General features: G+C 74.2%; 17 protein-coding genes. 9 read left to right on the top strand and 8 right to left on the bottom strand.

The features are described from left to right. Positions 1-142: 142 nt before the first annotated feature. From alc to ACFW5B_RS25900, 6 genes are all read right to left on the bottom strand, one after another. Positions 143-1,288, bottom strand: a complete 1,146-nt coding sequence (gene alc / locus ACFW5B_RS25925; protein ID WP_386444141.1) for an allantoicase — start codon at positions 1,286-1,288, stop codon at positions 143-145. A 90-nt stretch (positions 1,289-1,378) separates the two neighbouring features. Next, positions 1,379-2,347 (bottom strand): LysR family transcriptional regulator, encoded by a 969-nt coding sequence (locus ACFW5B_RS25920; RefSeq protein ID WP_386444138.1) that lies wholly within the window; start codon positions 2,345-2,347, stop codon positions 1,379-1,381. Between the two features lie 64 nt (positions 2,348-2,411). After that, entirely contained in the window at positions 2,412-3,392 is a 981-nt protein-coding gene (locus ACFW5B_RS25915; RefSeq protein ID WP_386444135.1) for an acyl-ACP desaturase, read from the bottom strand. A 240-nt stretch (positions 3,393-3,632) separates the two neighbouring features. Continuing rightward, entirely contained in the window at positions 3,633-3,881 is a 249-nt protein-coding gene (locus tag ACFW5B_RS25910) for a hypothetical protein (protein WP_386444132.1), read from the bottom strand. A gap of 90 nt (positions 3,882-3,971) precedes the next feature. Beyond that, positions 3,972-6,179 carry a 4-alpha-glucanotransferase gene (gene malQ / locus ACFW5B_RS25905; protein ID WP_386444129.1) on the bottom strand — a complete coding sequence of 736 codons (2,208 nt, stop codon included), beginning with the start codon at positions 6,177-6,179 and terminating at the stop codon, positions 3,972-3,974. Positions 6,180-6,185: 6 nt separating this feature from the next. Then, a complete protein-coding gene (locus ACFW5B_RS25900; protein ID WP_042154838.1) occupies positions 6,186-6,455 on the bottom strand; it encodes a hypothetical protein in 270 nt (89 codons plus the stop codon). A 467-nt stretch (positions 6,456-6,922) separates the two neighbouring features. On the opposite strand from ACFW5B_RS25900, the gene ACFW5B_RS25895 reads away from it, so the two are divergent. Continuing rightward, complete coding sequence (locus ACFW5B_RS25895; protein ID WP_386444126.1) at positions 6,923-9,958, top strand: beta-N-acetylglucosaminidase domain-containing protein; 3,036 nt, start codon at positions 6,923-6,925, stop codon at positions 9,956-9,958. Positions 9,959-10,069: 111 nt separating this feature from the next. On the opposite strand, the gene ACFW5B_RS25890 is transcribed toward ACFW5B_RS25895, so the two are convergent. After that, positions 10,070-10,606, bottom strand: coding sequence for an HNH endonuclease (locus tag ACFW5B_RS25890; RefSeq protein ID WP_018538909.1), 537 nt, complete (start codon positions 10,604-10,606; stop codon positions 10,070-10,072). A gap of 290 nt (positions 10,607-10,896) precedes the next feature. On the opposite strand from ACFW5B_RS25890, the gene ACFW5B_RS25885 reads away from it, so the two are divergent. The 3 genes from ACFW5B_RS25885 (at position 10,897) to ACFW5B_RS25875 (ending at position 15,095) form a co-directional block, all read left to right on the top strand. Beyond that, entirely contained in the window at positions 10,897-11,985 is a 1,089-nt protein-coding gene (locus tag ACFW5B_RS25885) for a mechanosensitive ion channel family protein (RefSeq protein ID WP_386444122.1), read from the top strand. A gap of 657 nt (positions 11,986-12,642) precedes the next feature. Beyond that, positions 12,643-13,962 carry a 6-phospho-beta-glucosidase gene (locus ACFW5B_RS25880; RefSeq protein WP_386444119.1) on the top strand — a complete coding sequence of 440 codons (1,320 nt, stop codon included), beginning with the start codon at positions 12,643-12,645 and terminating at the stop codon, positions 13,960-13,962. Next, on the top strand, positions 13,953-15,095 hold the full coding sequence (locus ACFW5B_RS25875; RefSeq protein ID WP_386444116.1) for an N-acetylglucosamine kinase: 1,143 nt from the start codon (positions 13,953-13,955) through the stop codon (positions 15,093-15,095). The genes ACFW5B_RS25880 and ACFW5B_RS25875 overlap by 10 nt, the downstream gene beginning before the upstream one ends. Positions 15,096-15,623: 528 nt before the next feature. Here ACFW5B_RS25875 and ACFW5B_RS25870 read toward each other — a convergent pair. Continuing rightward, complete coding sequence (locus ACFW5B_RS25870) at positions 15,624-16,316, bottom strand: FadR/GntR family transcriptional regulator (protein ID WP_386444114.1); 693 nt, start codon at positions 16,314-16,316, stop codon at positions 15,624-15,626. Between the two features lie 262 nt (positions 16,317-16,578). Here ACFW5B_RS25870 and ACFW5B_RS25865 point away from each other — a divergent pair, with 262 nt between their 5' ends. From ACFW5B_RS25865 to ACFW5B_RS25845, 5 genes are all read left to right on the top strand, one after another. Further along, positions 16,579-17,952 (top strand): hypothetical protein, encoded by a 1,374-nt coding sequence (locus ACFW5B_RS25865; RefSeq protein WP_386444111.1) that lies wholly within the window; start codon positions 16,579-16,581, stop codon positions 17,950-17,952. Between the two features lie 19 nt (positions 17,953-17,971). Continuing rightward, positions 17,972-18,991: a glutamate ABC transporter substrate-binding protein gene (locus ACFW5B_RS25860; RefSeq protein ID WP_386444109.1), complete on the top strand. Its 1,020-nt coding sequence runs from the start codon at positions 17,972-17,974 to the stop codon at positions 18,989-18,991. Between the two features lie 147 nt (positions 18,992-19,138). Beyond that, entirely contained in the window at positions 19,139-20,506 is a 1,368-nt protein-coding gene (locus ACFW5B_RS25855) for a hypothetical protein (protein ID WP_386444107.1), read from the top strand. Then, on the top strand, positions 20,506-23,082 hold the full coding sequence (locus ACFW5B_RS25850; RefSeq protein ID WP_386444105.1) for a tetratricopeptide repeat protein: 2,577 nt from the start codon (positions 20,506-20,508) through the stop codon (positions 23,080-23,082). Before ACFW5B_RS25855 ends, ACFW5B_RS25850 begins: the two co-directional genes overlap by 1 nt. A gap of 1 nt (position 23,083) precedes the next feature. Then, the gene (locus ACFW5B_RS25845) at positions 23,084-24,607 is read left to right on the top strand and encodes a protein phosphatase 2C domain-containing protein (RefSeq protein ID WP_386444103.1); all 1,524 of its coding nucleotides are present in this window, start codon (positions 23,084-23,086) and stop codon (positions 24,605-24,607) included. Positions 24,608-24,680 lie beyond the last annotated feature (73 nt).

Raw genomic sequence — 24,680 nt, 5'->3', positions numbered from 1 at the left:
TCTCTGTGTCTTGGCCTCGTACTTGTTTTTTATCGAGCGCGTGCCGTCGTCCCGGTGGGGGGGGGGGGGGGGGGCGTGATCTACCCCCCCCCCCCCCCCACCGGCCCCTCCCCCGGGTCCGGCGGAAACAGGGGGGTGCGGCTCAGCCGTTGAGCGCGTCGAAGCGGCGGGCGAGTGCGGTGCGGCCGGCCTCGGTGAGGGTGCCGTGCAGCCGCATCCGCGCGAGGCCGCCGTCGGGGAAGACGTCCAGCCGTACGTGGGTGGCGGTGACGGCGGCCGGCAGGGCGAAGCGGTGCGGGGTGTCGGGCTGGAGCCTCGTCTTCGGCAGGATCTCGAACCACGAGGCGTCGTCGGCCGGGTCGCCGTCGCAGCCGGACAGCGCGGCCCAGCCCGCGGAATTGCCCTTGAGACAGGCGGTGTCGATCTCCACCGCCCGGATCTCGCCCTGTGCGGCGAGGCGGAAGCGCACCCAGTCGTTGGTCCCCTTGACCCGGCGGCGGCGGTTCTCCCAGCCGTCGTCCATCTGGCGGGAGAGATCGGGCCGGATGATCTGGGTGGGCGAGGAGTAGAAGCGGTCCGAGGCGTCCTCGACGGTGCCGCCGTGCATCACCGAGGCCAGGTCGAGAGTGCCCAGCACATCGAGCCACTCCGGGTCCGGCACGACCTCGCCGTGGACCCGGAGGCGGGCTATGCCCCCGTCGGGGTGCTGCTTGAGGCGCAGGTGCGTGAAGCGGCGCCCTGCGGTGACCTCGAAGCCGTTGGCGGCGTGGCCGCGGACCGGGGTGCGCGGGACCAGCTCCTCCCACTTCACCCCGGCGGCGAGCAGTTCGTCGGGGCCGGGGCTGCCGGGCAGCGAGGTGGCCTCGACGGAGATCTGCTGGGGGTAGTTGCCGCGGAAGTGGGCGGTGTCGACGACGATGCCGCGGATCACCCCGGGAGTGGCGAGCCGGATCAGCGCCCAGTCGTGCGCGTCGTCGTCCGGGAAGGGGTGGTCGCCGTCGGTGCCGCGGCGGCGCCGGGTCTCCCAGCCGTCCATGATCTTGCCCTTGTGGCCGAAGTGCTCGGGGTCGAAGACCGCCGGAGTGGGCTTCAGCAGGTTCTCGCGCTCGGCGAAGAACTCGTCGTTCGCGGCGATGACCCCGGCGCCGAGGCGGCGGTCGGCGAGGTCGACGAGCGAGGTGAAGGGGAAGTCCCCGCCGCGGTAGTCGGCGTAGGGGTCGCCGCCACCGTACGGGCTGGCGTCGTTGGCGTGCGGATCGGTGGAGTCGGCGGCCGGGTTGGCGGTCATCGCTGCCCTTCGATGGGTGGGACGTGCGGACCATTTCACGGTCGCAGGGGACCACCCCACAGGTCCATCGAAAGTTTTTGAGGAATAAGTTCAGCTGGACTGAATGGTTTCTCCGTCCGGCGGCTGGGCGGCGGCCGCCTGCCGGAGCGCGGCCAGCACCCGGGCCGGGCCGGGCGCCCCTTCGGAGCCGCGCCGGGCGGCGGCGATCACATGACGGCGTGGCTGGTCCGCGTGCAGGACCCGCAGCGCGACGCCGTCCGCGGCGCGCTTCCGCCGGGCCCCGCGGCCCGCGCCGAGGCCGCCCGCCATCGCCATCCGGGGCACCAGCGCCACCCCCATCCCCGCCGCGACCATCGCCCAGATCGCGCTCCAGTCGGCGGCGGCATGCGCCTGCTCGGGCACGAACCCGGCGTTCTCGCAGGCGGCGGTGGTGATCTGCGACCAGGGCCCGCTGCTGCCGAAGATCCAGGGCTCGTCCGCCAGGTCGGCCAGCCGCAGCCCCGGTTCGGCGGCCAGCGGGTGCCCGGCCGGCAGCGCCACGTCCAGCGGGTCGGCGAGCAGCGTGACCCGGCTGAACTTGGGGTCGCGCGGAGTGGGGGCGTGCGCCGCCAGTGACAGCGCCAGATCGACGCTGCCCTCCGCCAGCAGCTCGTAGGCGGCCTCCGCCTCCGCCTCCCGTACGGCGACCGACAGCCCCGGATGCGTACGGCGCAGCTCCTGTACGGCGGGGACCACCAGCGCGGGGATGGCGGTGGAGAACGCCCCCACCCGCACCTGGCCCGCCTCGCCCTGGAGGTAGCCGAGCAGCTCCGCGTCGGCGCGCTCCAGCTGGGCGAAGACCGCGTCGGTGTGCCGCAGCACCAGCTGCGCGGCGGCGGTCAGCCGCACCCGCCGGCCGTGCGCCTCCAGCAGCGTCACCCCGAGCGCCCTGGCCAGCCCGGTCAGCTGCTGGGAGACCGCCGAGGGCGTCATGTGCAGCGCCTCGGCGGTCGCGGTGACCGTGCCCAGCTCGTGGAGGGTGCGCAGGATGCGCAGCTTCTTGAGGTCCCAGTCGGCCATGCGGGCAGCGTACGCACCCGCCGCCGCGGTCACCGCGGACCACGGCAGCGGGGAGCCGGCCGGGTCAGGCCCGCCGGTTGGCCTCGCGGCGGGCGAGGATGGCCGCCTGGCGCTCGTCGAACTTCCGCGCCTGGCTGTCCAGACCGTTCATGAACAGCCCCAGCTCCTCCTGCGCCGCCAGCCCGGCCGGCCCCAGCCCGCCGATCTCCAGCACCTTCAGGAAGCGCAGCACCGGCTGCAGCACGTCGTCGTGGTGGATGCGCAGGTTGTAGATCCCGCCGATGGCCATCCGGGCGGCGGACCGCTCGAAGCCGGGCATCCCGTGGCCGGGCATCCGGAAGCCGGTGACGACGTCGCGCACCGCGCACATCGTCTGGTCGGGCGCCATCTCGAAGGCCGCACCGAGGAGGTTGCGGTAGAAGACCATGTGGAGGTTCTCGTCGGTGGCGATCCTGGACAGCATCCGGTCGCAGACCGGGTCACCGGAGTGGTGGCCGGTGTTGCGGTGCGAGATGCGGGTGGCCAGCTCCTGGAAGGCGACGTACGCCACCGAGTGCAGCATGCTGTGCGAGTTGTCGGACTCGAAGCCCTCCGACATGTGGGCCATGCGGAACCGCTCCAGCTCGTCCGGGTCGACGGCCCGGCTGGTGAGCAGGTAGTCGCGCATCACGATGCCGTGCCGGCCCTCCTCGGCCGTCCAGCGGTGCACCCAGGTGCCCCAGGCGCCGTCGCGGCCGAAGAGGGTGGCGATCTCGTGGTGGTAGCTGGGGAGGTTGTCCTCGGTGAGGAGGTTCACCACCAGGGCGATCCGGCCGATGTCGCTGACCTTGGACTGCTCGGGCTCCCAGGCCTCGCCGTCCAGCGGCCCGGGGAAGTTGCGTCCGTCGCTCCACGGCACGTACTCGTGCGGCATCCAGTCCTTGGCGACCTTCAGATGCCGGTTGAGTTCCTTCTCGACGACCTCTTCGAGCGCGTAGAGCAGCTGAGCGTCGCTCCAGGCGGCCTGGCCGAGCTCTCCGTTGTGGCGGGCGGGGGCGATGGTCACGGGGGGAACTCCTGGGGACGATGACCTACGGGACCGTAGGTTGGGACCTACGGCTGCGTAGGTTACGTCATCGTAGGTACGGGCCGGTTAAGTGCGGTCCCCGTGCAAACCGGCCGAAAATCGCGCGATAGCCGCCTCGCAACCCCTTTTCCACCTGCGCCAATATCCGGGTACGACAAAGGGCGCCCCTCGGTTCTTGTAACCGAGGGGCGCCCTTGAGGCGTCGTGTGGTGCCCGGCGTCAGGCCTTGGAGGAGGCCTTCTTGCGGGGCTTGTCGCTCACCATGACCAGCCCGGCGATGACCAGGAAGAGCACGATGGGCAGAGCGACGTAGAGGCCGAGCGTCTCGATCACGCTCAGACCCGGACCCGGGTCGTCACCGTCGTCGCGGGTGAGCGCAAACGCGGGGGACGACATCAGCAGCATCAGCGCGGTGCCGGCGGTGATGGTTCCGGCGCGCAGGACATTCTTATTGACCTTGTTGCTCACGAAGTCAACGTATAGGACGCCTCTTCGGCCCGCGCGCCCGGGGTGGCACAACCGGCGGACCGCCGCTCCCGGCAGCGCCCCGGGGTACCGCTAACGGCTCGCGCCCGACAGCTCCCGCATCAGCGCGTGCAGCCGGGGTGAGGCGGCCAGCTCCTCCAGGGTGTACGGACGGCCGTCGGGGCCGGCGACCGGCAGCCGCCAGTTCGGGTACTCGTCCCAGGTGCCGGGGAGGTTCTGCGGCCGCCGGTCCCCCACCGCGTCGGGCAGCCAGACGCCGACCATCCGCGCCGGGGTGCGCAGCAGGAAGCGGTGGACGGCCTTGACCGCCGCCTCCTCGTCACTCCGCCCCTCGGGCAGCAGCCCGCGCCGGACCAACTCCCGCATCCACTCGGTGAGTTCGTGGGCGGCACGGGACCGCTCCCGCTCCGGCGGCCCGGCGAGCAGCCCGAGCCGTTCGCGCAGCGCGACGTCCGCTCCGGCCAGCCGGGCGGCGGTGGGCGGCAGATCATGGGTGGTGACGGTGGCGAGGCAGGCGCTGCGCCACTCCTCGGGCGCCAGGATGCGGGCGGCGGGGGCGGGCCCGGCGACGGGCTCAGGGACGGGCCCGGGGGCCACGGCCTCCGGGGCCACGGCCGCACCGGGGCCGTCCCCGGCGCACACCGCGTCCCCGGCGTGCACCGGGTGCGTCCTGTCCGCGCCGTCCGCCGTGCCCGTCCCGCCCCCGTAGTCCCGTTCGAACCACAGCACCGAGGTCCCCAGCACCCCGCGGGCGGCGAGCGCGTCGCGGACGCCCGGTTCGACGGTGCCCAGGTCCTCGCCGATCACCGCGGCACCGGCCCGCTGCGCCTCCAGGGCCAGCACGGAGAGCATCGCCTCGCCGTCGTAGCGGACATAGGCGCCCTCCGTCGGCGGCCGGCCCTCCGGGATCCACCACAGCCGGAACAGGCCCATCACATGGTCGATCCGCAGCGCACCGGCGTGCCGCAGCAGTCCGCGCAGCAGCTCCCGGTAGGGCGCGTGGCCGGCGGCGGCCAGCGCGTCCGGGCGCCAGGGCGGCAGGCCCCAGTCCTGACCGCGGGCGTTGAAGGCGTCCGGCGGCGCCCCGACAGACATGCCGTCGGCGAAGGCGTCCCGCTGGGCCCAGGTGTCGGCGCCGGAGGGGTGGACGCCGACGGCGAGGTCGTGCACCAGCCCGACGGGCATCCCGGCGTCGCGCGCAGCCCGCTGCGCGGCGGCCAGCTGCTCATCGGTGAGCCAGGCCAGCCGGCAGTGGAAGTCGATCCGGTCCAGCAGCCGGTGCCGCATCCGGGCGGTGCCCGGGGACCGTGGATCGCGCAGCCCGGCGGGCCAGCCGCGCCAGTCGGCGCCGTGCCGTTCGGCGATCGCGCACCAGGTGGCGTGGTCCTCCAGCGCCTGGCCCTGCTCGGCGAGGAAATCGCAGTACGCGGCCCGCCGGCCCGGACTCAGCGGAACCTCCCACAGCAGCTCCAGGGCCGCGCGCTTGAGCGCCCAGACCGCGTCCCGGTCGATCAGCGCGCCCCGTTCGAGCACGTCGGTACGGAGCGCCTCGGCGCGGGCGGCCAGCTCATCGGCCCGTAGCCGCGCGGCGCCGCCGAGCTGGGCGTACTCCGGGACGGCTTCGATCCGCAGATGGACCGGGTCGGGGAAGCGGCGCGAGGAGGGCCGGTACGGCGAGGGGTCGGTGGGCGGGCCGGGGACGGCCGCGTGCAGTGGGTTGAGCTGGACGAAGCCGGTACCCAGGACGCGGCCGGACCAGGCGGCGAGGTCGGCGAGGTCCCCGAGGTCGCCCATACCCCAGGACCGCCGGGAGAGCAGCGAGTAGAGCTGCACCAGAAAGCCGTGACTGCGGCCGGGGGGCGCGGGGACCCGGTCGGGCGCGACGATCAGCGGGGCACAGCCGGTCCGGCCGTCGGAGGCCTGCGCATGCAGCACATGGATGCCCAGCGGCAGCCGGGCGAGCGCGGCGGGATCGGAGGCCGCCGCATCCGCCGTCCCCCCGCCTTCGGTCTCGACCCGGAGGGCGGTGCCTTCGGGGAGACCCGTGAGGTCGGGTGGCCGGTCCGGCCGGGCGACGACGGTGCGGGGAAGCAGGGCGCGGGCCGCGTCGTCCTCGTACGCGGCCAGGGCGGTACGGACGGCGTGCGGCGTCGAGGCGTCGACGCCGAGTGCGGCGAGCACGGCGACGACGGTGTCGTCGGCGATCTGGACGCTTCTGCCCGGCGAGGGTGAGTACGACGTGTCGATGCCGTGCAGCCGGGCGAGCCGCGCGCGGCCCATCGGTCGTCAGACCTCCATGGACTCCGTGCCCATGCCCGCGGCCGTCGGCTCGCTGGTCAGCGGCAGCTCGGCGGCGATCGGGACCTCGCTGGTCAGGGGGGCGGCATCGGCGAGCGGGGGCTCGCTGGTCAGGGGCGGCTCGACGAAGCTGTAGGAGCCGGAGCCGTCCAGGCCGGAGTCGGGGTCGGACACCCCGTCGAAGAGGTCGGGCTCCATCGTCGCACCTCCCGGTTTGGAGGACAGAGCGTCGAGGAGCAGTTGAGCGGACGCGGCCACGAGGGCCTCCCGTTCATCGGTAGTGGGACACGTGGGCCCTACCCACTCGACACGATCGCAGACGTATCTGCTCACGAAACGTGTCCCACGTCACATTATGCCCTACGCAGGCGATTTCACTGCCGGGGGCGCCGGCGGGCGCACAGAACGCGCGGAATCCGGGCCGCGCGGCGGAATTCCTGCGGACCGCCGCCCCCTGTGCATCCCCTTCGCGCCACCCCGCGGACACCCTCCGTACACGGCATCGCGGCACCCCGCCATGGCCTTGTTGACACCCTCACCGCCACAATGGTGGGCTCACGGCCGAAGCCCGTCCTGGCGGGCATCGGCGGGGAAAACGGGGCGCCGGTGCGAAACCGGTGAGCAAGAGACGGGGACGAGGAGCAGCCGTGCGAGGCCGGGGCGTGTGGAGCGTCGGGAAAATCGGTAGGAACGGCAGGGGAAGCGGCGCGGGGGCCCGCGCGCGGGTGGCGGGGACCACCGCGCTCGCGGCCGCGGTGATCGGCGGTCTGCTGGGCGGAGCGCCGGGTGCACAGGCCGCGCCCGCGGACCCCGCCATCGGCACACCCGAGCAGCCGGACCGGCCGGCCGGAGCGGGGCACACCCCCGCCGTCTGGCCGCGCCCGCAGTCGATGCAAGAACTCGGCACGGCCGTGCCCCTCACCCGCGAGGCGGTGCTGGTCGCGGCGCCGGACACCGATCCGTACGCGCTGGACGCGCTGCGCGGGCTGCTGCGCGGCGCCGGGGTGCGCGACGTCCGGACCGCGGCGCCGGGCGACCGGCTGCCCGCGGACGGCCTGGTGGTCCGGGCCGGCGGCGAGCAGGCGGCGGACGCGCTGCGGGCCCTGCGGGCTCCGGCCCGCGGGGACCTGCCGTCCGGCGGCTACCGGCTCGCCGTGGGCCGGGTCGCGGGCCGGGACACGGTCGCCCTGGACGGCGCCGGCCCGGACGGTCTCTTCCACGCCGTGCAGACGCTGCGGCAGCTGGTCACCGGCGACCGGAGCGGTGGCGGGAGCCGGGCAGGCGGACGGCAGCTGGCGTCGGTGGCCGTACGGGACTGGCCCGGCACGGCCGTGCGCGGCACCACCGAGGGGTTCTTCGGGCAGCCGTGGAGCCAGGAACAGCGGCTCGCCCAGCTGGACTTCATGGGGCGCACCAAGCAGAACAGGTATCTGTACGCGCCCGGCGACGACCCGTACCGCCAGTCCCGGTGGCGCGAGCCCTACCCGGCCGCGCAGCGGGCGGACTTCCGGGCGCTGGCCGAGCGCGCCCGCGCCAACCACGTCACGCTGGGCTGGGCGCTCTCCCCCGGCCAGGCGCTGTGCTTCTCCTCCGAGGACGACCTGCGGGCGCTGCGGCGCAAGGTGGACGCGATGTGGGCGCTGGGGGTGCGCTCCTTCCAGCTCCAGTTCCAGGACGTCAGCTACAGCGAGTGGCACTGCGACGCCGACGAGGACACCTTCGGTTCCGGCCCGCGGGCCGCGGCCAAGGCGCAGGCCCGGATCGCCAACGCCCTCTCCACGCACCTGGCGGAGCGGCACCCGGAGGCCGCGCCGCTGACGCTGATGCCGACCGAGTACTACCAGGACGGCTCGACGGCGTACCGCAGCGCACTCTCCGACGCGCTCGCCGACCGGGTCGAGGTGGCCTGGACCGGTGTCGGGGTGGTCCCGCGGACCATCACCGGCGGCGAACTGTCCACCGCCCGCCAGGCGTTCGGCCACCCGCTGGTGACCATGGACAACTACCCGGTCAACGACTACGCCCAGGACCGGATCTTCCTCGGGCCCTACCGGGGCCGCGAGCCGGCCGTCGCCACCGGCTCCTCGGCGCTGCTCGCCAACGCCATGGAGCAGCCGCTCGCCTCCCGTATCCCGCTGTTCACGGCCGCCGACTACGCCTGGAATCCCCGCGATTACCGCCCCAAGGAATCCTGGGAGGCGGCCGTCAACGACCTGGCGGGCGCCGATCCCCGGGCCCGTGCCGCGCTGCGGTCGCTGGCCGGCAACGACTCCTCCTCGGTGCTGGACCGGACCGAGTCGGCGTATCTGCGGGTGCTGATCAACCGCTTCTGGGCGGCCCGCGAAGCGGCGACCAACCACGGCCGGCCCGGCACGGACGTGCACCTCGCCAAGGCGGCGCGGGCGCTGCGGCACGCGTTCCGGACCATGAGCGGCGCGCCCGACGCCCTGCACCCGGAGCTGGCCGCCGAGATCCGCCCCTGGGCCGAGCAACTGGCCCGCTACGGCAGCGCCGGCGTCCACGCCGTGGACACGCTGATGGCGCAGGCGCACGACGACGGCGACACCGCCTGGTCCGCGCAGCGCACGGCGCAGCGGCTGCGCAAGGAGATCGCGCGCTGCCCGGCGACGGTCGGCAAGGGGGTACTCGCGCCGTTCCTGGAGCGGGCGATGACCGAGGCCGACGCCTGGACCGGCGCCCGACGCGAGACGCCCCGGCCCGCCGAGGGCGCCGATCCGACGTCCCTGACCATGCCCTTCGAGCGGGCCCGCCGGCTGGCCGCGGTCACCGCCCTGACCGAGCCGGGCCCGGCCGCGGGCGCGGTGTCCCTGGAGGCGCATGTCCCCGGTGAGGGCTGGCGCCGTCTCGGCCGGCTCTCCGCGACCGGCTGGACGGAGGCCCACACTCCCCGGCTGCGCGCCGACGCGGTACGGCTGACCTGGGAGAAGGGCGCCAAGGCCCCGGCCGTGAAGGCACTCACCCCGTGGTTCGAGGACACCGAGCCGGCCGGGCTCGAACTGTCCCGCAAGGAGACCGACGTCCAGCCCGGGGACCGGGCGACGGTGGACGCCCTGATCTACTCCCGCCGCCCCGGCGACATCCACGAGAAGCTGACGGTCAAGGCGCCCAGGGGCTTCACCGTGCACGCCCCGAAGGAGGTCATCGCCCCGCGCGGCGGCACCGCCACGGTCCGCATCACGGTCGACGTCCCCGAGAACGCCCGCTCCGGGACGTACGAGATCCCGGTGGAGATCGGCGGCGCGGAGCAGACGCTGACGGTGCGTACCTATCCGCGCACCGGCGGCAAGGACCTGGCGCGCGGCACCGTCGCCACCTCCTCCGGCGACGAGACCCCGGACTTCCCGGCGTCGGCGGCCACCGACGGCGATCCGAAGACCCGCTGGTCGTCCACCGCCGAGGACGGCGCATGGCTGCAGTTCGCGCTGGCCCATCCGACCCGCCTCGGCCGGCTCGTCCTGAACTGGCAGGACGCCTACGCCGCCGGCTACCGCGTCCAGGTCTCGCCGGACGGCCGCACCTGGCGCACGGCCGCCACGGTCCGGGACGGCAAGGGCGGCCGTGAGTCGGTCCGGATGGACGCCGAGGACGCCCGGTTCGTCCGCATCCAGGGCGACAAGCGGGCCACCCGCTTCGGCTACTCGCTGTGGTCGGTGGAGGCGTACGCGGTGCAGGAGCCGGGCGGCCCGGACAAGCCCCCGGGCGAGAACAAGGATGCGGACCGGGGCGAGAACAAGCGCTGAAAGCCGTCCGGGGGCCGGGCGGCGCGGGCAGGCACGGAAAGCCGTCCGGGGGCCGTCGGACCCGCGCACACGGCGCGGACCCCCACGGTCCCCGGACGGAAGAACCCGGACCTACGCCGATACGGCGTCGATCCGGGCCAGGGCGTCATCCGCGCCGTACGGCTGCAAATACGGCAGCCAGCGCGGGTCACGATGGCCCGTACCGATGATCCGCCACGCCAGTCCTGACGGCGGGGCGGGCTGGTGGCGGAGCCGCCAGCCGATCTCGGCGACATGGCGGTCGGCCTTGACGTGATTGCAGCGCCGGCAGGCGGCGACGACGTTCTCCCAGGTGTGCTGACCTCCGCGGCTGCGCGGGATGACGTGGTCGACGCTGGTTGCGACGCCACCGCAGTACATACAGCGCCCGCCGTCACGGGCGAACAGCGCCCGGCGGGTCAGGGGCACGGGGCCGCGAAAGGGCACCCGCACGAACCGCTTCAAGCGGACCACACTCGGAGCGGGGACGACACGGGTTGCGCTGTGCATCAGGGCGCCGGATTCCTCGAGGCTGACGGCCTTCTCATTGAGGACGAGGATGAGCGCGCGGCGGAGCGGTACGACGCCGAGCGGCTCGTACGACGCGTTGAGGACCAGGACATGCGGCACGGGTGCCTCCTTGTACGCCGGCGGCGCGTGGCTCGCGCCGGGACGATCTCCCCACAGTGTCCCCCGCTGCCTGGTCGGAGCGCCACCATGACCGAGTAACGGCCCGGAGGTGTTTTCCACCACACCCTTCACGGCGCTGTCCGGATCCCGCTCTTTCCGGCCCGCGCAAAACCTGCCTGTTCGAACAACAGCCCGGACCGTTCCGGTTGCCCCGTTAGTGTGGTTGGTCTGCCCGGTTCCTGGGGTCCCACCGAGGCCCGGGTCTGCTGTCCCACACGGAAGGTTCGACTGTGTTCTGGTCCGCTTCGCCGGTCGCTGCCGCGCACCTGAGCGCCGCCACACCCGGCTCATCCGGCCCGGCGTCCCTCGACGACGCCACGGAGAAGGCCACCAACGCCGCCGGATGGGTGCAGGAGAACTGGGGGACGTGGCTCACGTCCGGCCTGCAGATCTTGCTGATCCTGGTGATCGCGGTGGTGCTGCGGCATGTGATCCGCCGCACCATCACCAAGCTCATCGAGCGGATGAACCGCACCGCGGCCGCCGCCCAGGGCACCGCGCTGGGCGGCCTGCTCGTCAACGCCGAGAGACGCCGGCAGCGCTCCGAGGCCATCGGCTCGGTGCTGCGCAGCGTCGCCTCCTTCGTGATCATGGGCACGGCCGCCCTGACGGTGCTCTCCGTCCTCAAGATCAACCTGGCGCCGCTGCTGGCGAGCGCCGGTGTGGCCGGTGTGGCCATCGGTTTCGGCGCCCGCAACCTCGTCACCGACTTCCTCTCCGGCGTCTTCATGATCCTGGAGGACCAGTACGGCGTCGGCGACGAGATCGACGCGGGTGTGGCCTCCGGCACGGTCATCGAGGTCGGCCTGCGGGTCACCAAGCTGCGCGGCGCCAACGGCGCGATCTGGTACATCCGCAACGGTGAGGTCAAGCGGATCGGCAACCTCAGCCAGGGCTGGTCCACGGCCGCCGTCGACGTGGTGATAGCCGCCGACCAGGACCTGGAGCGGGCCCGCGGCACCATCACCGCCGTCGGCGAGGAGATGTCCAAGGCCGAGCCCTGGAACGAGCAGCTGTGGGAGCCGGTGGAGGTCCTCGGTCTGAGCGAGGTGCACCTGGACTCGGTCACCATCAGCGTCTCGGCCAAGACCATGCCCGGCAAGGCCCTCGGCGTGGAACGCGAACTGCGCTGGCGCATCAAGCGCGCCCTCGACAAGGCCGGGGTCCACCTGGCCCCGCGCCCCCTCCCCGAGGACGAGGAACCGGAGCGCACCGACCCCACCGCCGCCATGGCGGCCCCCTCGGCCCTCAACAACCCGCTGTCGCCCCAGTCCTTGGCAACGAACCCGATCTCGTCGGCGTCGAAGCTGGGGAAGTAGGGGCGCGGAGCGGGCACGGCCTGACAGCTCCGCATCAGAGGGAGGGGCGCACCGACCGGGTGTGGGTGCGCCCCTCCCCTTTTGCCGTCCGGCCCAGGCGCCGCTCCCCCGCCCCAGGCCCCATTGACCCTGCTCCGGCCCGCGCCCTACCTTCCTGTGCACCGATTGGAACCTTTCCTGACTGCGGCTCGGCGGTTGTCCCGGCCGCCGGTGAACGGGGTGACGGTCATGGTTGGCGGGCAGTCGGCGCGGGAAGTCCCCGGGACGACATCACGGGTGCTGCGGGCCAGGAATGACCAAGGCGCACGCAAACTGCCGGTGCCGCAGGGCCCGCTGACCCGTCTCAGGCCTGTGTCCAACCCGTGCTCAGCCGCGTACCCGGACCGGTGCCCGGACCAGGGAACCGGCCTCTCGACGCCCTCCGCCGCACAGCCACAGCCCCGGGTCCCCGCCCGGCTGGAGCCCGCCGGGTATGCACCTCAGCCGCGTCGACGGCGATCCGACGCCGGTCGGCGCACCACGAACGGCACTCGCCACAGTCCGCGACACGACGTTCCGCCCCGGCTGACTTCCGTGACGCCACCCGGCGCCGCGCCGCTCGCCCCGAAGGCCTTCGTCGAAGGCGCCACGCTCACCGGAGTGAAGGGCTGACACCGCATGCCGTCTCCCCAGGGAACCACCCCGCGCCCCCGCATCAAGCTTGCCGTGGTTGGCGGTGGATCGACCTATACCCCCGAACTCATCGACGGCTTCGCGCGGTTGCGGGATCTGCTGCCGCTGGAGGAACTCGTCCTCATCGACCCGGACGCCGAGCGGCTGGCGCTGGTGGGCGAACTGGCCCGGCGGATCTTCGTCCGGCAGGGGCATCCGGGCCGGATCTCCTGGACCGGTGACCTGGACGCCGGTGTCGACGGCGCCGACGCCGTGCTGCTGCAACTGCGTATCGGTGGACAGGCCGCCCGCCACCAGGACGAGACCTGGCCGCTGGAGTGCGGCTGCGTCGGCCAGGAAACCACCGGCGCCGGCGGCCTCGCCAAGGCCCTGCGGACCGTCCCCGTCGTCCTCGACATCGCCGAACGGGTGCGCCGCCGCACCCCCGCCGCATGGCTCGTCGACTTCACCAATCCCGTCGGCATCGTCACCCGGGCGCTGCTCACCCACGGGCACCGGGCCGTCGGACTGTGCAACGTCGCCATCGGCTTCCAGCGGACCTTCGCCGGCCTGCTGGGCGTGGCCCCCGAGCAGGTCGAGCTGGAGCACATCGGCCTCAACCACCTCACCTGGGAACGGTCCGTACGCGTCGCGGGCAAGGACGTCCTCGCCGAGCTGCTGGCGGCCCACGGCGACGCCCTCGCCGGCCGACTCCGGATGCCCCGCGCCCTCCTCGACCACCTCGGCGCCATCCCCTCCTACTATCTGCGCTACTACTATCAACACGATGTGGTGGTACGGGAGTTGAGCGGAAAGCCGTCCCGCGCTGCGGAGGTCGCGGCCCTTGAGCGGCAGTTGCTCACCCTGTACGGCGATCCGGCGCTCGACGAGAAACCGGAGCTGCTGTCCCGGCGCGGCGGTGCCTACTACTCGGAGGCCGCGGTGGCGCTGACCTCGTCCCTGCTGAGCGACACCGGCGACACCCAGATCGTCAACACCCACAATCACGGCACCCTGCCCTTCCTCCCCGACGACGCGGTGATCGAGGTCCCCGCTTCCGTGGACGCGACGGGCGCCGCGCCGCTCCCCGTACGCCCCCTGGAACCCCGGTACGCCGGACTGGTCGCCCATGTCACCGCCTACGAACAGCTGGCCCTGGAGGCGGCGTTGCTGGGCGGCAACGGTCGCACCACCGGCCGGGCCGAAGGCCGCGACGCCGTCTTCTCCGCCCTCCTCGCTCACCCCCTCATCGGCCAGCTCGACCATGCGGAACGGCTCACCGACCAGCTGATCGCCCACAACCGGGAGCATCTGTCGTGGGCCTGACCGGCACGGCGCTCGCCATCGACGCGGGCAACAGCAAAACCGATGTGGCGCTGGTGGCCACGGACGGCAGAGTGCTCGCGACGGCCCGCGGCGGCGGCTTCCGGCCCCCGGCGGTGGGCACCGCACGGGCGGTCGACGTCCTGGCGCCGCTGGTGGCCTCGGTCCTGGCGCAGGCCGGACCGGGCCGCCCCGCAGACGGCCCCGCCGATGCCCCCGGAGACGACCCCGCCCACGGCCTTGTCGGCCAGCTCGCCGCCTTTCTCGCCAACGCCGATCTCCCCGTGGAGGAAGCGCGATTGACCGACGAGATCGCGAGCCGCGGGTGGGCGCGCACGGTGACCGTCCGCAATGACACCTTCGCCCTGCTGCGGGCCGGGCTGCCGGACGACGGGGAGCCGGTGGGCGTCGCCGTGGTGTGCGGGGCCGGCATCAACTGCGCCGGGCTCGGCCGCGACGGCGCCACCGCACGCTTCCCTTCCCTCGGCCGGATCTCCGGTGACTGGGGCGGCGGTTCGTGCCTCGCCGACGAGGCACTGTGGTGCGCGGCCCGCGCCGAGGACGGCCGCGGCGCACCCACCGAACTGGCCCGCGCACTCCCCGCCCACTTCGGGCTGACGACCATGGCGGAACTGATCGAGGCGCTCCATCTGCACGACATCCCCGGTCACCTCCGCCACGAACTCCCGCCGGTCCTCTTCGCCGTCGCGGACGCCGGCGACCGGATCGCCCGCACCCTCGTGACCCGCCAGGCGGAGGAGATCACCCTGCTGGCCCGCGTCGCCCTGGAACGCCTCGGCCTCCTCGGCGAGCCCACCCCCGTCATCCTGGGTGGCGGCGTCCTGGCCGCCCGCCACCCCCTCCTCCACGACCACCTCACCCAACTGCTCGCACAACACACCCCGAAAGCGGTCCCATCCGTCGTCACCGCCCCTCCGGTACTGGGCGCGGCCCTCCACGCCTTGGACCGGGCAGGAGCAAAGGCCGAGGCTTATGGGCGGGTCAGGAGCGTTTGGGGGGAGGGCGCCGGGGGCCGTCACCCCACCCGCACGCTGTCCCCCCGCCAGGTCTCCGCGCGCTCCCCCGGGGCGAGTACGAGCTCTCGGGCGGGGCCCCGGCACGAGGCGGGGGCTTGACCCGAGGCGGCGGCCTGGCCCGGCGCGGAGACGTCCCCCGGCGCGGGGCCGTCGCACACCTCGCGGGCCCGACAGCGCCCGGATGGATGCGGAGGCGGAGGCGGAAGTGGCGGAGGAAGTGGAGATGAGGGCGAAGCGTGGGCATCGCGCTCCGTGACGACCGCGACATACTGGTCCGTGTCGTTGATGATGAGCGTCGCCGAGCCGTCCAGGTGGTGGGCCAGGGGATAGCTGCCGTGCGGATCGATGTGGGTCGTGTCGCCGATGGTCAGGAAACCGCTGGCGGGAGGGGAGTTGTCGGTGCTCCGACCGCTGCCGCTGGGGGCGGTGCCGAGCGGGGTGAGGAGCTTCTTCAAGCGGCGCATGAGGGTGCCTCCGATGCGTCGGGCGCGGAGGGGACCGCGCCGGGGACAGGGAAAAGGACTGACCTTCGTCACTCAGCGTAGTCGGAGGTGGGTGGGCGTGACAGCGGCGCGTGGGAGTGAAGAAGGGGGCGTGGGGAGGCGGCGCGTGCGCGGGTGGGCCGGATCAGTCGTCCAGCGGGAGGGCGAGGTCCCGTACGTGGCCGGCGAGGAGGAGGACGGCCGCGTCCACGGCGGCCTGGGGGTCGCGGGCGCGGATGGCGTCGGTCAGGCGGGCGTGCGGGTCGGTGGGGGCCGCGGTGGCGGTGTCCAGGCAGGCGGCGCGGCGGAGTTCCTCGCGCAGGGCGGCGCTGAGGGAGCGGTAGATGTCGGCGAGCACGGGGTTGTCGCTCGCCTCCGCGACCAGGACGTGGAACTCGGCGTCGGCGGCGGTGAACTCCTCGCTGTCGTGTGCGGCGAGGGCGGCCTTGCGGCGGGCCAGTGCGGCCTCGATGCCCGCGAGCTGGGCGTCCGTACGGTGGGTGGCGGCCTGGCGGGCGGCAACCACGTCGAGGCCCTGGCGGACCTGGGTGACATGGCTGAGCTCGGCGCGTTCGAGGCGGCGGCGGAGGGCGACCGCGCTGTCGTCGTCGGAGATCACGAACGTGCCGTCGCCCTGCCGCGGCTCCAGGAGGCCGGAGTGCACCAGGGAGCGGACGGCTTCACGGACCGAGGCGCGGCTGACGCCGAGGGTCTCGGACAGTGCGCTCTCGGGCGGGATACGGCTGCCGACCGGCCAGGTGCCGTTCACGATCTGGCCGCGGATCTCATCGGTCGCGGTCTCCACGAGCGACACCCTGCCCTTACGGACGGACTGCACGAGAGCACTCCCCTTCGGCGCAGCATCCGGGTCCGGGTAACACCAGATGTCTGATGACTCTCCGCCCACTGTAATGCGGGGCGCGGTGGTGCGGAGAGCCCGTCCGGTGGATCGCGATCCGAACAAGATCGGGGCAATCGCGGTGTGGGTGCCAGCGGCTGCGGACATACTGCTGCCCATGCACCAGTCCCTCTCGTGAGCGCTCCCCGGGCGCTGTGCGGCGGGGGCCGGTCCCGCCGTCAGCGCCCCAGGGGGAGGTTCCGTGTCGACCAGCAGCGTGTCACCGCCGGCCGCGGTGCGCCGGACGGCCTGGGCCGAGGGGCTGGACGAACTGCGGGCCGCGGCGACGACCGAGCCGGGCCGGCTGCGGGTGATCGGTGCCGTACTGGCCCTGCTGGTGGTGGTGTTCGGCGCGGTCACGGCCTGGCAGGTGTCGGACCGGGCGGCGGCCGCGGACGACGTGGTGACGCACAGCCAGCCGCTGACCGCGGACGCGGCGAGCATCTACCGTTCGCTGGCGGACGCCGACACGACCGCAGCGGCGGGCTTCCTGGCCGGCGGCGAGGAGAGCCGGGCGACCCGTGACCGGTATGCCGCCGATATCGCGACGGCGTCCGCCCTGCTGGTCAAGGCGTCGGCGAACAGCGCCGGTTCGGACGGGGCGGGCGCACAGATCGCGAAGCTCAACAGCGGGCTGCCGCGCTACACGGGACTGGTGGAGACGGCGCGCGCCAACAACCGTCAGGAGCTGCCGCTGGGCGGCGCGTATCTGCGGTACGCGCATGAGCAGATGCGGACGGAACTCCTCCCGGCCGCCCGTGCGTTGTACGACGCGGAGACGGAGCGGCTGGCCGCGGACTACGCCACTGCGGAGGCGTGGCCGTGGTGGGCGCTGACGGCGGGGGTGGTGGCGCTGGGTGCGCTGGGGTGGGCGCAGCGGCGCCACTACCGGCGGACCAACCGGGTGTTCAACCGTGGCCTGTTGGCGGCGACGGCCGCTTCCGTGGTGGTGTTGGTGTGGCTGGTGGCCGGGCATGCGGTGGCGCGCGGCGGGCTGACCGGTTCGTACGAGCACGGCGCACGGTCGCTGCGGGTGCTCAACGAGGCGCGGATCGATGCGCTGCGGGCACGGGGGGACGAGAATCTGACACTGGTGGCGCGGGGCGCGGTGCTGACCGACGGGGGCCAGGACTTCTACGAGGCCGGCTACCGCGCGGGGCTGAAGGATCTGGCGGGCGCGGGCGAGCGCGGTCCGGCGGCGGCGCGGAGCCGGCTGGGGAGGGCGCTGGCGCTGGCGGACGACGAGGCCGGGCGGCGCCCGGTGCGGGCGGCGCTGACGCAGGTCCGGCAGTGGCAGACGCGGCACGCGGCGGCGCGGGCGGCGGACGACAAGGGCGATTACGACGGGGCGCTGGCCACGGTGATCGGCGCGAAGGGGTCCTCCGGGGAGTCCTTCGACCGGGTGGCCGCCGGGCTCCAGCGGGCGCTGGTGCACGAGCAGGCGGAGTTCCGGTCCGCGGCGGACGGGGGGCGTGCTGCGCTGCGTGGACTCCCGGTGGGGGCCGGGGTGCTGGCGGGGCTGGCGGCGCTGGGCGCCGTACTGGGGATCGGGCGCAGGCTGGCGGAATACCGGTGAGGAGCCGGGTGAGGGGGACATGAGGATGCGCGCGCGAGGGCTGAAGGAGCTGCGCGCCGTCCTGGCGCCGGTCGCGGCGGGGATGGGGGTGATGGCGGCGGCCGCGGCGCTGCTGGTGCCGGCGCTGGGCGGCGGCGCCGGGGAGGACGGGCCCGGCCGTGGTGGTGCGGTCTCACCGGCGGTGACACACCGGGCGTACGGGCCGGGAGCCGGGCCCGCCGCGGCGCCCTGCACGGCGCGGAACGCCGCGGAGAGCCTGCGGCCGTCGTCGGACGACGGGGCGGCGGTGTCGCGGATCAAGGAGAAGGGCCAGTTGGTCGTCGGGGTCGACCAGAACACCTACCGGTGGGGGTACCGCAATCCGACGACCGGCGCACTGGAGGGCTTCGACATCGATCTGGCGCGGGCGGTCGCCGAGGACATCCTGGGGCCGCATCCGAAGGTGGTCTTCAAAGCGGTGGGGACCAGCCGGCGGATACCGGCGCTCCAGCAGCGCGCGGTCGACATCGTGGTACGGACGATGACCATCAACTGTGCCCGCAAGGAACAGGTGGCGTTCTCCACGGCGTACTTCCAGGCGGGGCAGCAGGTGCTGGCCCCGAAGGCGTCGAAGATCACGGCGTTCGACGATTCGCTGCGGGGCAAGCGGGTGTGCACGGCGGCGGGTTCGACGGGCGAGAGCGAGCTGTCGGCGCGGCCGCACGGCGCCAAGGTGCTGACCGTGCCCAATCAACTCGACTGTCTGGTGCGGCTCCAGCTGGGCGAGGCGGACGCGGTGGTCACCGACAGTGCGCTGGCCGCGGCACAGGCGGCGCAGGACCCGGCGGTGGAGCTGAAGGGCCGCCCGTTCACGGACGAGCCGTACGGCGTGGCGATGAACAAGGACGACACGGACCTGGTGCGGCGGGTCAACAAGGTCCTGGCGGACTACCGGGGCGACGGCGCCACGGACAGCCCCTGGATGCGGGCGTACCAGAAGTGGCTGCGGGCGGATCTGCCCGGCATATCGGGGCCGCCGTCGCCGGAGTACAGCGACTGATCGCTCCAAGGAGCGGTGTGCGGACGATCGCCCCATGGAGCGGGCCGGATGAGGTCACTATGGAGGAGGAAACGGAAGGAGCGGACCGCAGCGGCCGCCGGGTCGCAGCAATCGCCGTGCAGCGTACGCGTATTGGAGAGGTGATCGATGGGGGTCCCTGGACCCTTCCCCGGCTCTCCGGGGAGGCCCGATGCCCCGGTCCTGGACCGGGAGGAGGCGGATCGCGCCCTGGCACGGCTCGGTGCCGAGTACGAGGCGATCGAGACATCGCTGCTGGCGTTGCAGGATCACGCGGGGCGCCGGCTGCTGGAGGGCGCCGAACTCTCCGGCACCACCAAGGAGCGCTGGGCCGAGGCGGAGCGGTCGATCACGGTCCTCTGGACGCTGTTCGACGCGTACACCGCCGCCCTGGAGTCCGCCCGTGAGCTGCGGGAGCGGCGCCGCTGGCCGTCCGCGGAGGAGCTGGCGGAGCTGACGGAGCTGCTGCACGGCGCGGGCGTGACGGTGCCGGGTGCGGCCACGGCGGACGGCGGTCCGGAAGGCGGCGGTGCGGACGACGGTGCTCCGGCGGCCGGCTACGGGGAGGACGTCCCGGCCGGGCCCGGCGAGCGGTTCAGCCTGGAGGGCCTCGTCGCGCGGATCAACGGGCTGTACGCGCGGTCGCTGGATGTGATCGTGGCCGCCGACGCGGTCTGGTCGGCGCTGCCGGCCCGGATAGATCTGCTGTCGGCCGAGTTGCAGCGGACGCGTTCGCTGGCACATTCGGTGGGTGTGCGGCCCGGCGAGCATCCGTCAGGTGACGATCTGGAGCGGATCACCGAGGAGCTGTTGCGGCTGCGGGCCCGGGTGATCGCCGATCCGCTGGCGTTCTGGGTGTCGTCCGCGACGGGGAGTTCGGCGCCGGGCGGGGGCCGGCCGGACACCGGGCGCTACGACCGTGCGGCCCGTGCCCTGGAGGACATCCGGCGGGAGGTGGCGGCAGTGCTGGACGTGCGGCAGGACGCGGAGCGGCGGCTGATGCAGCTGCGGGACGTGCTGTCGCGGGCGGACCGCACGCTGACCGAGGCGCGGCAGGCCCGGGGCGAGGTGCTGGCGAAGATCGCCGCGTCCGAGGTGCCGGCGGTCAGCGGTCCGCCGACCGCGCTGCACGAGCAGTTGGCGGCGGCGGCCGGCTACCGCAGACGGGCGCAGTGGCACCGGCTCTCACCGCTGCTGGACAGCCTGGAGGAGCGGGCGGAGGAGGAACTCCACCGGGCCCGCGCGTCGTTGACAGCGGTGACCGCGCCGCTCGCGGTGCGCGCCGAGCTGCGCGGCCGGCTGGACGCCTACAAGGCCAAGGTCGCGCGCCACGGCATGGCGGAGGACCCACTGCTGACGGAGCGGTACGACCTGGCGCGCCGGATGCTGTGGAGCGCGCCGTGTGATCTGCGGGCGGCCGAGCAGGCGGTGTGGCGCTATCAGCAGGCCGCCGCGGAGGCGCTGGTTCCGCAACAGCCGCAGGGACAGGGGGAGTAGTGACGGAACGGGCCGACGAGCGCTGCCAGCGGCGGGACTGCGCGGGCAGTTACGAGGATGTCGGCGGCGGTGAGCGCTACTGCGACGTGTGCGGTCTGGCGCCGGTGGTCTCCCCGGGCGGGCTGCTGTCGTCGCCGCCCACGGGCCTGACGGACCGGGCGTCGGCGGGCGCCGCTGCCGCGCGGGAGGCGGCCGGGGCGTTGCTGACGGTCCCCTCCCCCGCGCCCGGTTCGGGGCGCGGCGCGCCGTCGGCCCGCCCGTCGGCATCGCGGCGGTCGGTGTCCGGCCGGCTGTCGCGCGCCGTGTCCGGGGGCCGTACGCGCGCGGTCGCGGCGGTGTCGGTGCACGGCTCGGGCAGCGGGGCGTCCTCCGGGCCGTCGCGCGGCCGGCTGGGCGCCGGGCTGGTGGCGGTCCCGGAGGTGCCGCGGCCCGATCCGCGGACGGCGGTGCTGGACAACCCCGAGGTCCCGGAGCGCAAGCGGTTCTGCAGCCGCGCGGACTGTGCGGCGCCGGTGGGCCGGACGCGCGGCGACGAGCCGGGCCGTTCGGAAGGGTTCTGCGCCAAGTGCGGCCATCCGTACAGCTTCGAGCCCAAGCTGCGGCCCGGTGACCTGGTACACGACCAGTACGAGGTCGTGGGCTGTCTGGCGCACGGCGGGCTCGGCTGGATCTATCTGGCGACCGACCACGCGGTCTCCGACCGTTGGGTGGTGCTCAAGGGGCTGCTCGACACGGGCGACGAGGAGGCGCTGGCGGTGGCGGTGTCCGAGCGCCGTTTCCTCGCCGAGATCGAGCACGCCAACATCGTGCGGATCTACAACTTCGTGGAGCATCTCGACCGGACGACCGGCAGCCGCGACGGCTACATCGTCATGGAGTACGTCGGCGGCAAGTCGCTCAAGGACCTCGCCAACGACCGGCGTACGGCTCAGGGCAGGCGCGATCCGCTGCCCGTCGAGCAGGCCTGCGCGTACGGCATCGAGGCGCTGGAGGCGCTCGGCCACCTCCACAGCCGGGGCCTCCTCTACTGCGACTTCAAGGTCGACAACGCCATCCAGCAGCACGACCAGCTCAAGCTGATCGACATGGGCGCGGTGCGCGGGATGGACGACCACGTGAGCCCGATCTACGGCACGATCGGTTACCAGGCGCCCGAGGTCGCCGCGCTCGGCCCGTCGGTCTCCTCCGACCTCTACACCGTGGCGCGCACCCTCGCCGTCCTCACCTTCGACTTCCAGGGCTACACGAACATCTTCGCGGACTCCCTCCCGGACCCGGACCACATCGAGGTGTTCCGCCGCTACGAGTCCTTCTACCGGCTGCTGGTGCGCGCCACGGACCCGGACCGGGCGCGCCGGTTCGCCTCCGCGGAGGAGATGGCCGAGCAGCTGACGGGGGTGCTGCGGGAGGTGGTGGCGCTCCGGTCGGGCGAGCCACGGCCCGCGCTGTCGACGCTGTTCGGGCCGGAACTCCGGGTGACGGACACCGAGTTGATGGCCGCGGCGGAGGGCGACAGTTCACTGCTGGGGGCGCGCGGAGCGGCGCCGGAGCGGGCGGCGGCGTCCGGCGGTCCGCGGCTGCGCCCCCTGGACGTCGCCGGCGCCGCCCTCGCGCTGCCGGTGCCGCGGGTGGACCCGGGCGACCCCAACGCCCGGCTGCTGGCCGGGCTGCCCGCCGCCGGAACCGCCGAGCTGCTGGGCGCGCTGCGGGCCGCGCCCGCCGACTCCCTGGAGCTGCGGCTGCGGGAGCTGCGCGCCCGTCTGGAGGCCGGGGACGGCACGGCGGCACAGGAGGTGCTGGCGACGGTCGCGGCGGAGCCCGCCGGGTCGTGGGCCGCCGCCACGGGGCGGGACGGCGGGGAGCCCGCCACCTGGGGCGCGGACTGGCGGGTGGTGTGGCACCGCGGCCTGGTGGCGCTGACGGCCGATGACCGGGAGGGCGCGGCGCTGGCCTTCGACGCGGTCTACGACGCCTTCCCCGGTGAGCCGGCGCCGAAGCTGGCGCTGGGCGTCTGCGCGGAGTTGCTGGGCCAGTGGGACAACGCGCTGGAGTATTACCGCCTGGTGTGGGCGACCGACCGCAGTTATGTGGGCGCCGCGTTCGGGCTGGCCCGGGTGCGGCTGGCGGCGGGCGACCGCGGCGGCGCGGTGGAGGCCCTGGAGTCCGTACCGGAGTCGTCCATCCACTACGTCGCGGCGCGGATCGCGGCGGTCCGCGCCCGGCTGCGGGAGCGGTCGCCCCGCGATCCGCTGCTGGCGGATCTGCGCGCGGCCGCCGAACAGGTCGAGGCGCTCGCGGACTTCGGTCTGGACACCGAGCGCCGGGAACAACTCACCACCGAGGTACTGGGCAGCGCCCTGGACTGGGTAATCTCCGGTAGCCACGGTGCCGGGCCGGACGGCGCGGCGACCGCGGCCGGGCGGCCGGCGCTGCTCGGCAGCCCGCTGGAGGAGCGCGGTCTGCGCTTCGGCCTGGAGCAGTCGTACCGGCTGCTGGCACGGCTGGCGCAGCGTGGTGAGAAAAGGATCGAACTGGTGGAACGGGCCAACCGCTTCCGCCCCAGGACGTGGGTGTGACATGGGTGTGACTGGGCCGTCCCGGTGTCCGGGCTGTGACGAACCGCTCGGTGCGGGGGACAAATTCTGCGGGCGGTGCGGCGTCGATCTCCTGGCGCCCGCCGCACCTTCGGCGTACGGCGCGCCGCCCGCGCCCGGCGCCTCCGCCGTACCGCCCCCGCCGCCCCCGCCGCCGATGCCGGCCGCGCCACCGGCGGCGCCCGCGGCGGCCGACCGCGCGGTGCCGGCCGGGCCGCCGCCTCCGGACCCACAGGCCCGTCTCCCGTACGGGGACGCCGGCGCGCCGCCGCTGCCGGGCCGACCGCCGCTGTCCGACGCCCCGCCGGCCGCCGATCCACGCGTGGCCGGATACGAGGCGGTCGCCGACGCTGCCGCCGGGGCCGCGGCCGGGGGCATGCCCTCCGGTGGGCCCGCCGCGCAGCCCGTGGCACCGTGCGCGGAGTCCGTGGCAGCGGGCGCGCAGCCCGCAACGTCCGCCCCGGAAAACGCAACGCCCGCCCCGGAACCCGGGACGCCCGCCGAGCCCGGTGGTCCCGGCGCGGAGCCCGCCTCCGCCGCGGCGGAAGACCCGTCCGACACGGCCCTTGCCGCCGGTACGGCCGCCGCGGACACCCCCGTCTGCACCGCCTGCCGGTCCGGGGCGGTGGGCGCCGACGGCTACTGCACGCACTGCGGGCACGCCCGGCCCCGCCCCCGCGACCACATGGAGTGCGAGGTCGGCGGCATCGCGGCGGTCAGCGACCGGGGCCACCGGCACCACCGCAACGAGGACTTCTTCGCGCTCCGTTCCGCCGCGCTGCCCGACGGCACCCCCGCCGTGGTGGCCGTGGTCTGCGACGGGGTCTCCTCGGCGACCCGCCCCGATGAGGCGTCCACGGCGGCGTCCGAGGCCGCCGGAGAGGCACTGCGGGCGTCCCTGCCGCGCGGTACGCACCCGGCCCAGGCCATGCACGACGCCATCCTGGCGGCCTCCTCGGCGGTCGACGCACTCGCCGCCGAGCCGTCCCTGGCCCATGACGAGCACCGCCAGCAGAACGCTCCGGCCTGTACCTTCGTCGGCGCGGTGGTCGGCGGCGGCCTGCTGACCATTGGCTGGGTCGGCGACAGCCGCGCCTACTGGATCCCCAACGACCGCACGGCGCCGCCCGTCCGGCTCACCGAGGACGACTCCTGGGCCGCCCAGATGGTCGCCAACAACCTGATGTCCGAGGCCGAGGCGAACGCCGACGAGCGTGCGCACGCCATCACGGGCTGGCTCGGCGCGGACGCGTACGAGGTCGAACCGCACACCGCGACGTTCAAGCCGGACGGGCCCGGTGTCGTGGTGGTGTGCACCGACGGACTGTGGAACTACGCGGAGACCGCGGAGCAGATGGCCGCGGTGCTGCCGCACGACGCCCCCACCAGGCCGCTGAACGGCGCCCGCACGCTGGTCACCCACGCCCTCGACGGCGGTGGGCACGACAACGTCACCGTGGCGCTGGTGCCGTTCCCCGCCCCGGCGGCGCAGCCGGCCCCGGCCTGACCGGCGCACCCGGAAGCGGGTGGGCGGGGTGCACGACGCGCCCCGCCCGTACGCCCCCGCGCGCCCTGCGCCA

The organism is Streptomyces sp. NPDC058773, assembly GCF_042746015.1.
Classification (GTDB): Bacteria; Actinomycetota; Actinomycetes; order Streptomycetales; family Streptomycetaceae; genus Streptomyces.
The sequence above is the reverse complement of the archived record's forward strand: the minus strand, read 5'-3'. Positions and strand labels throughout refer to the sequence as shown.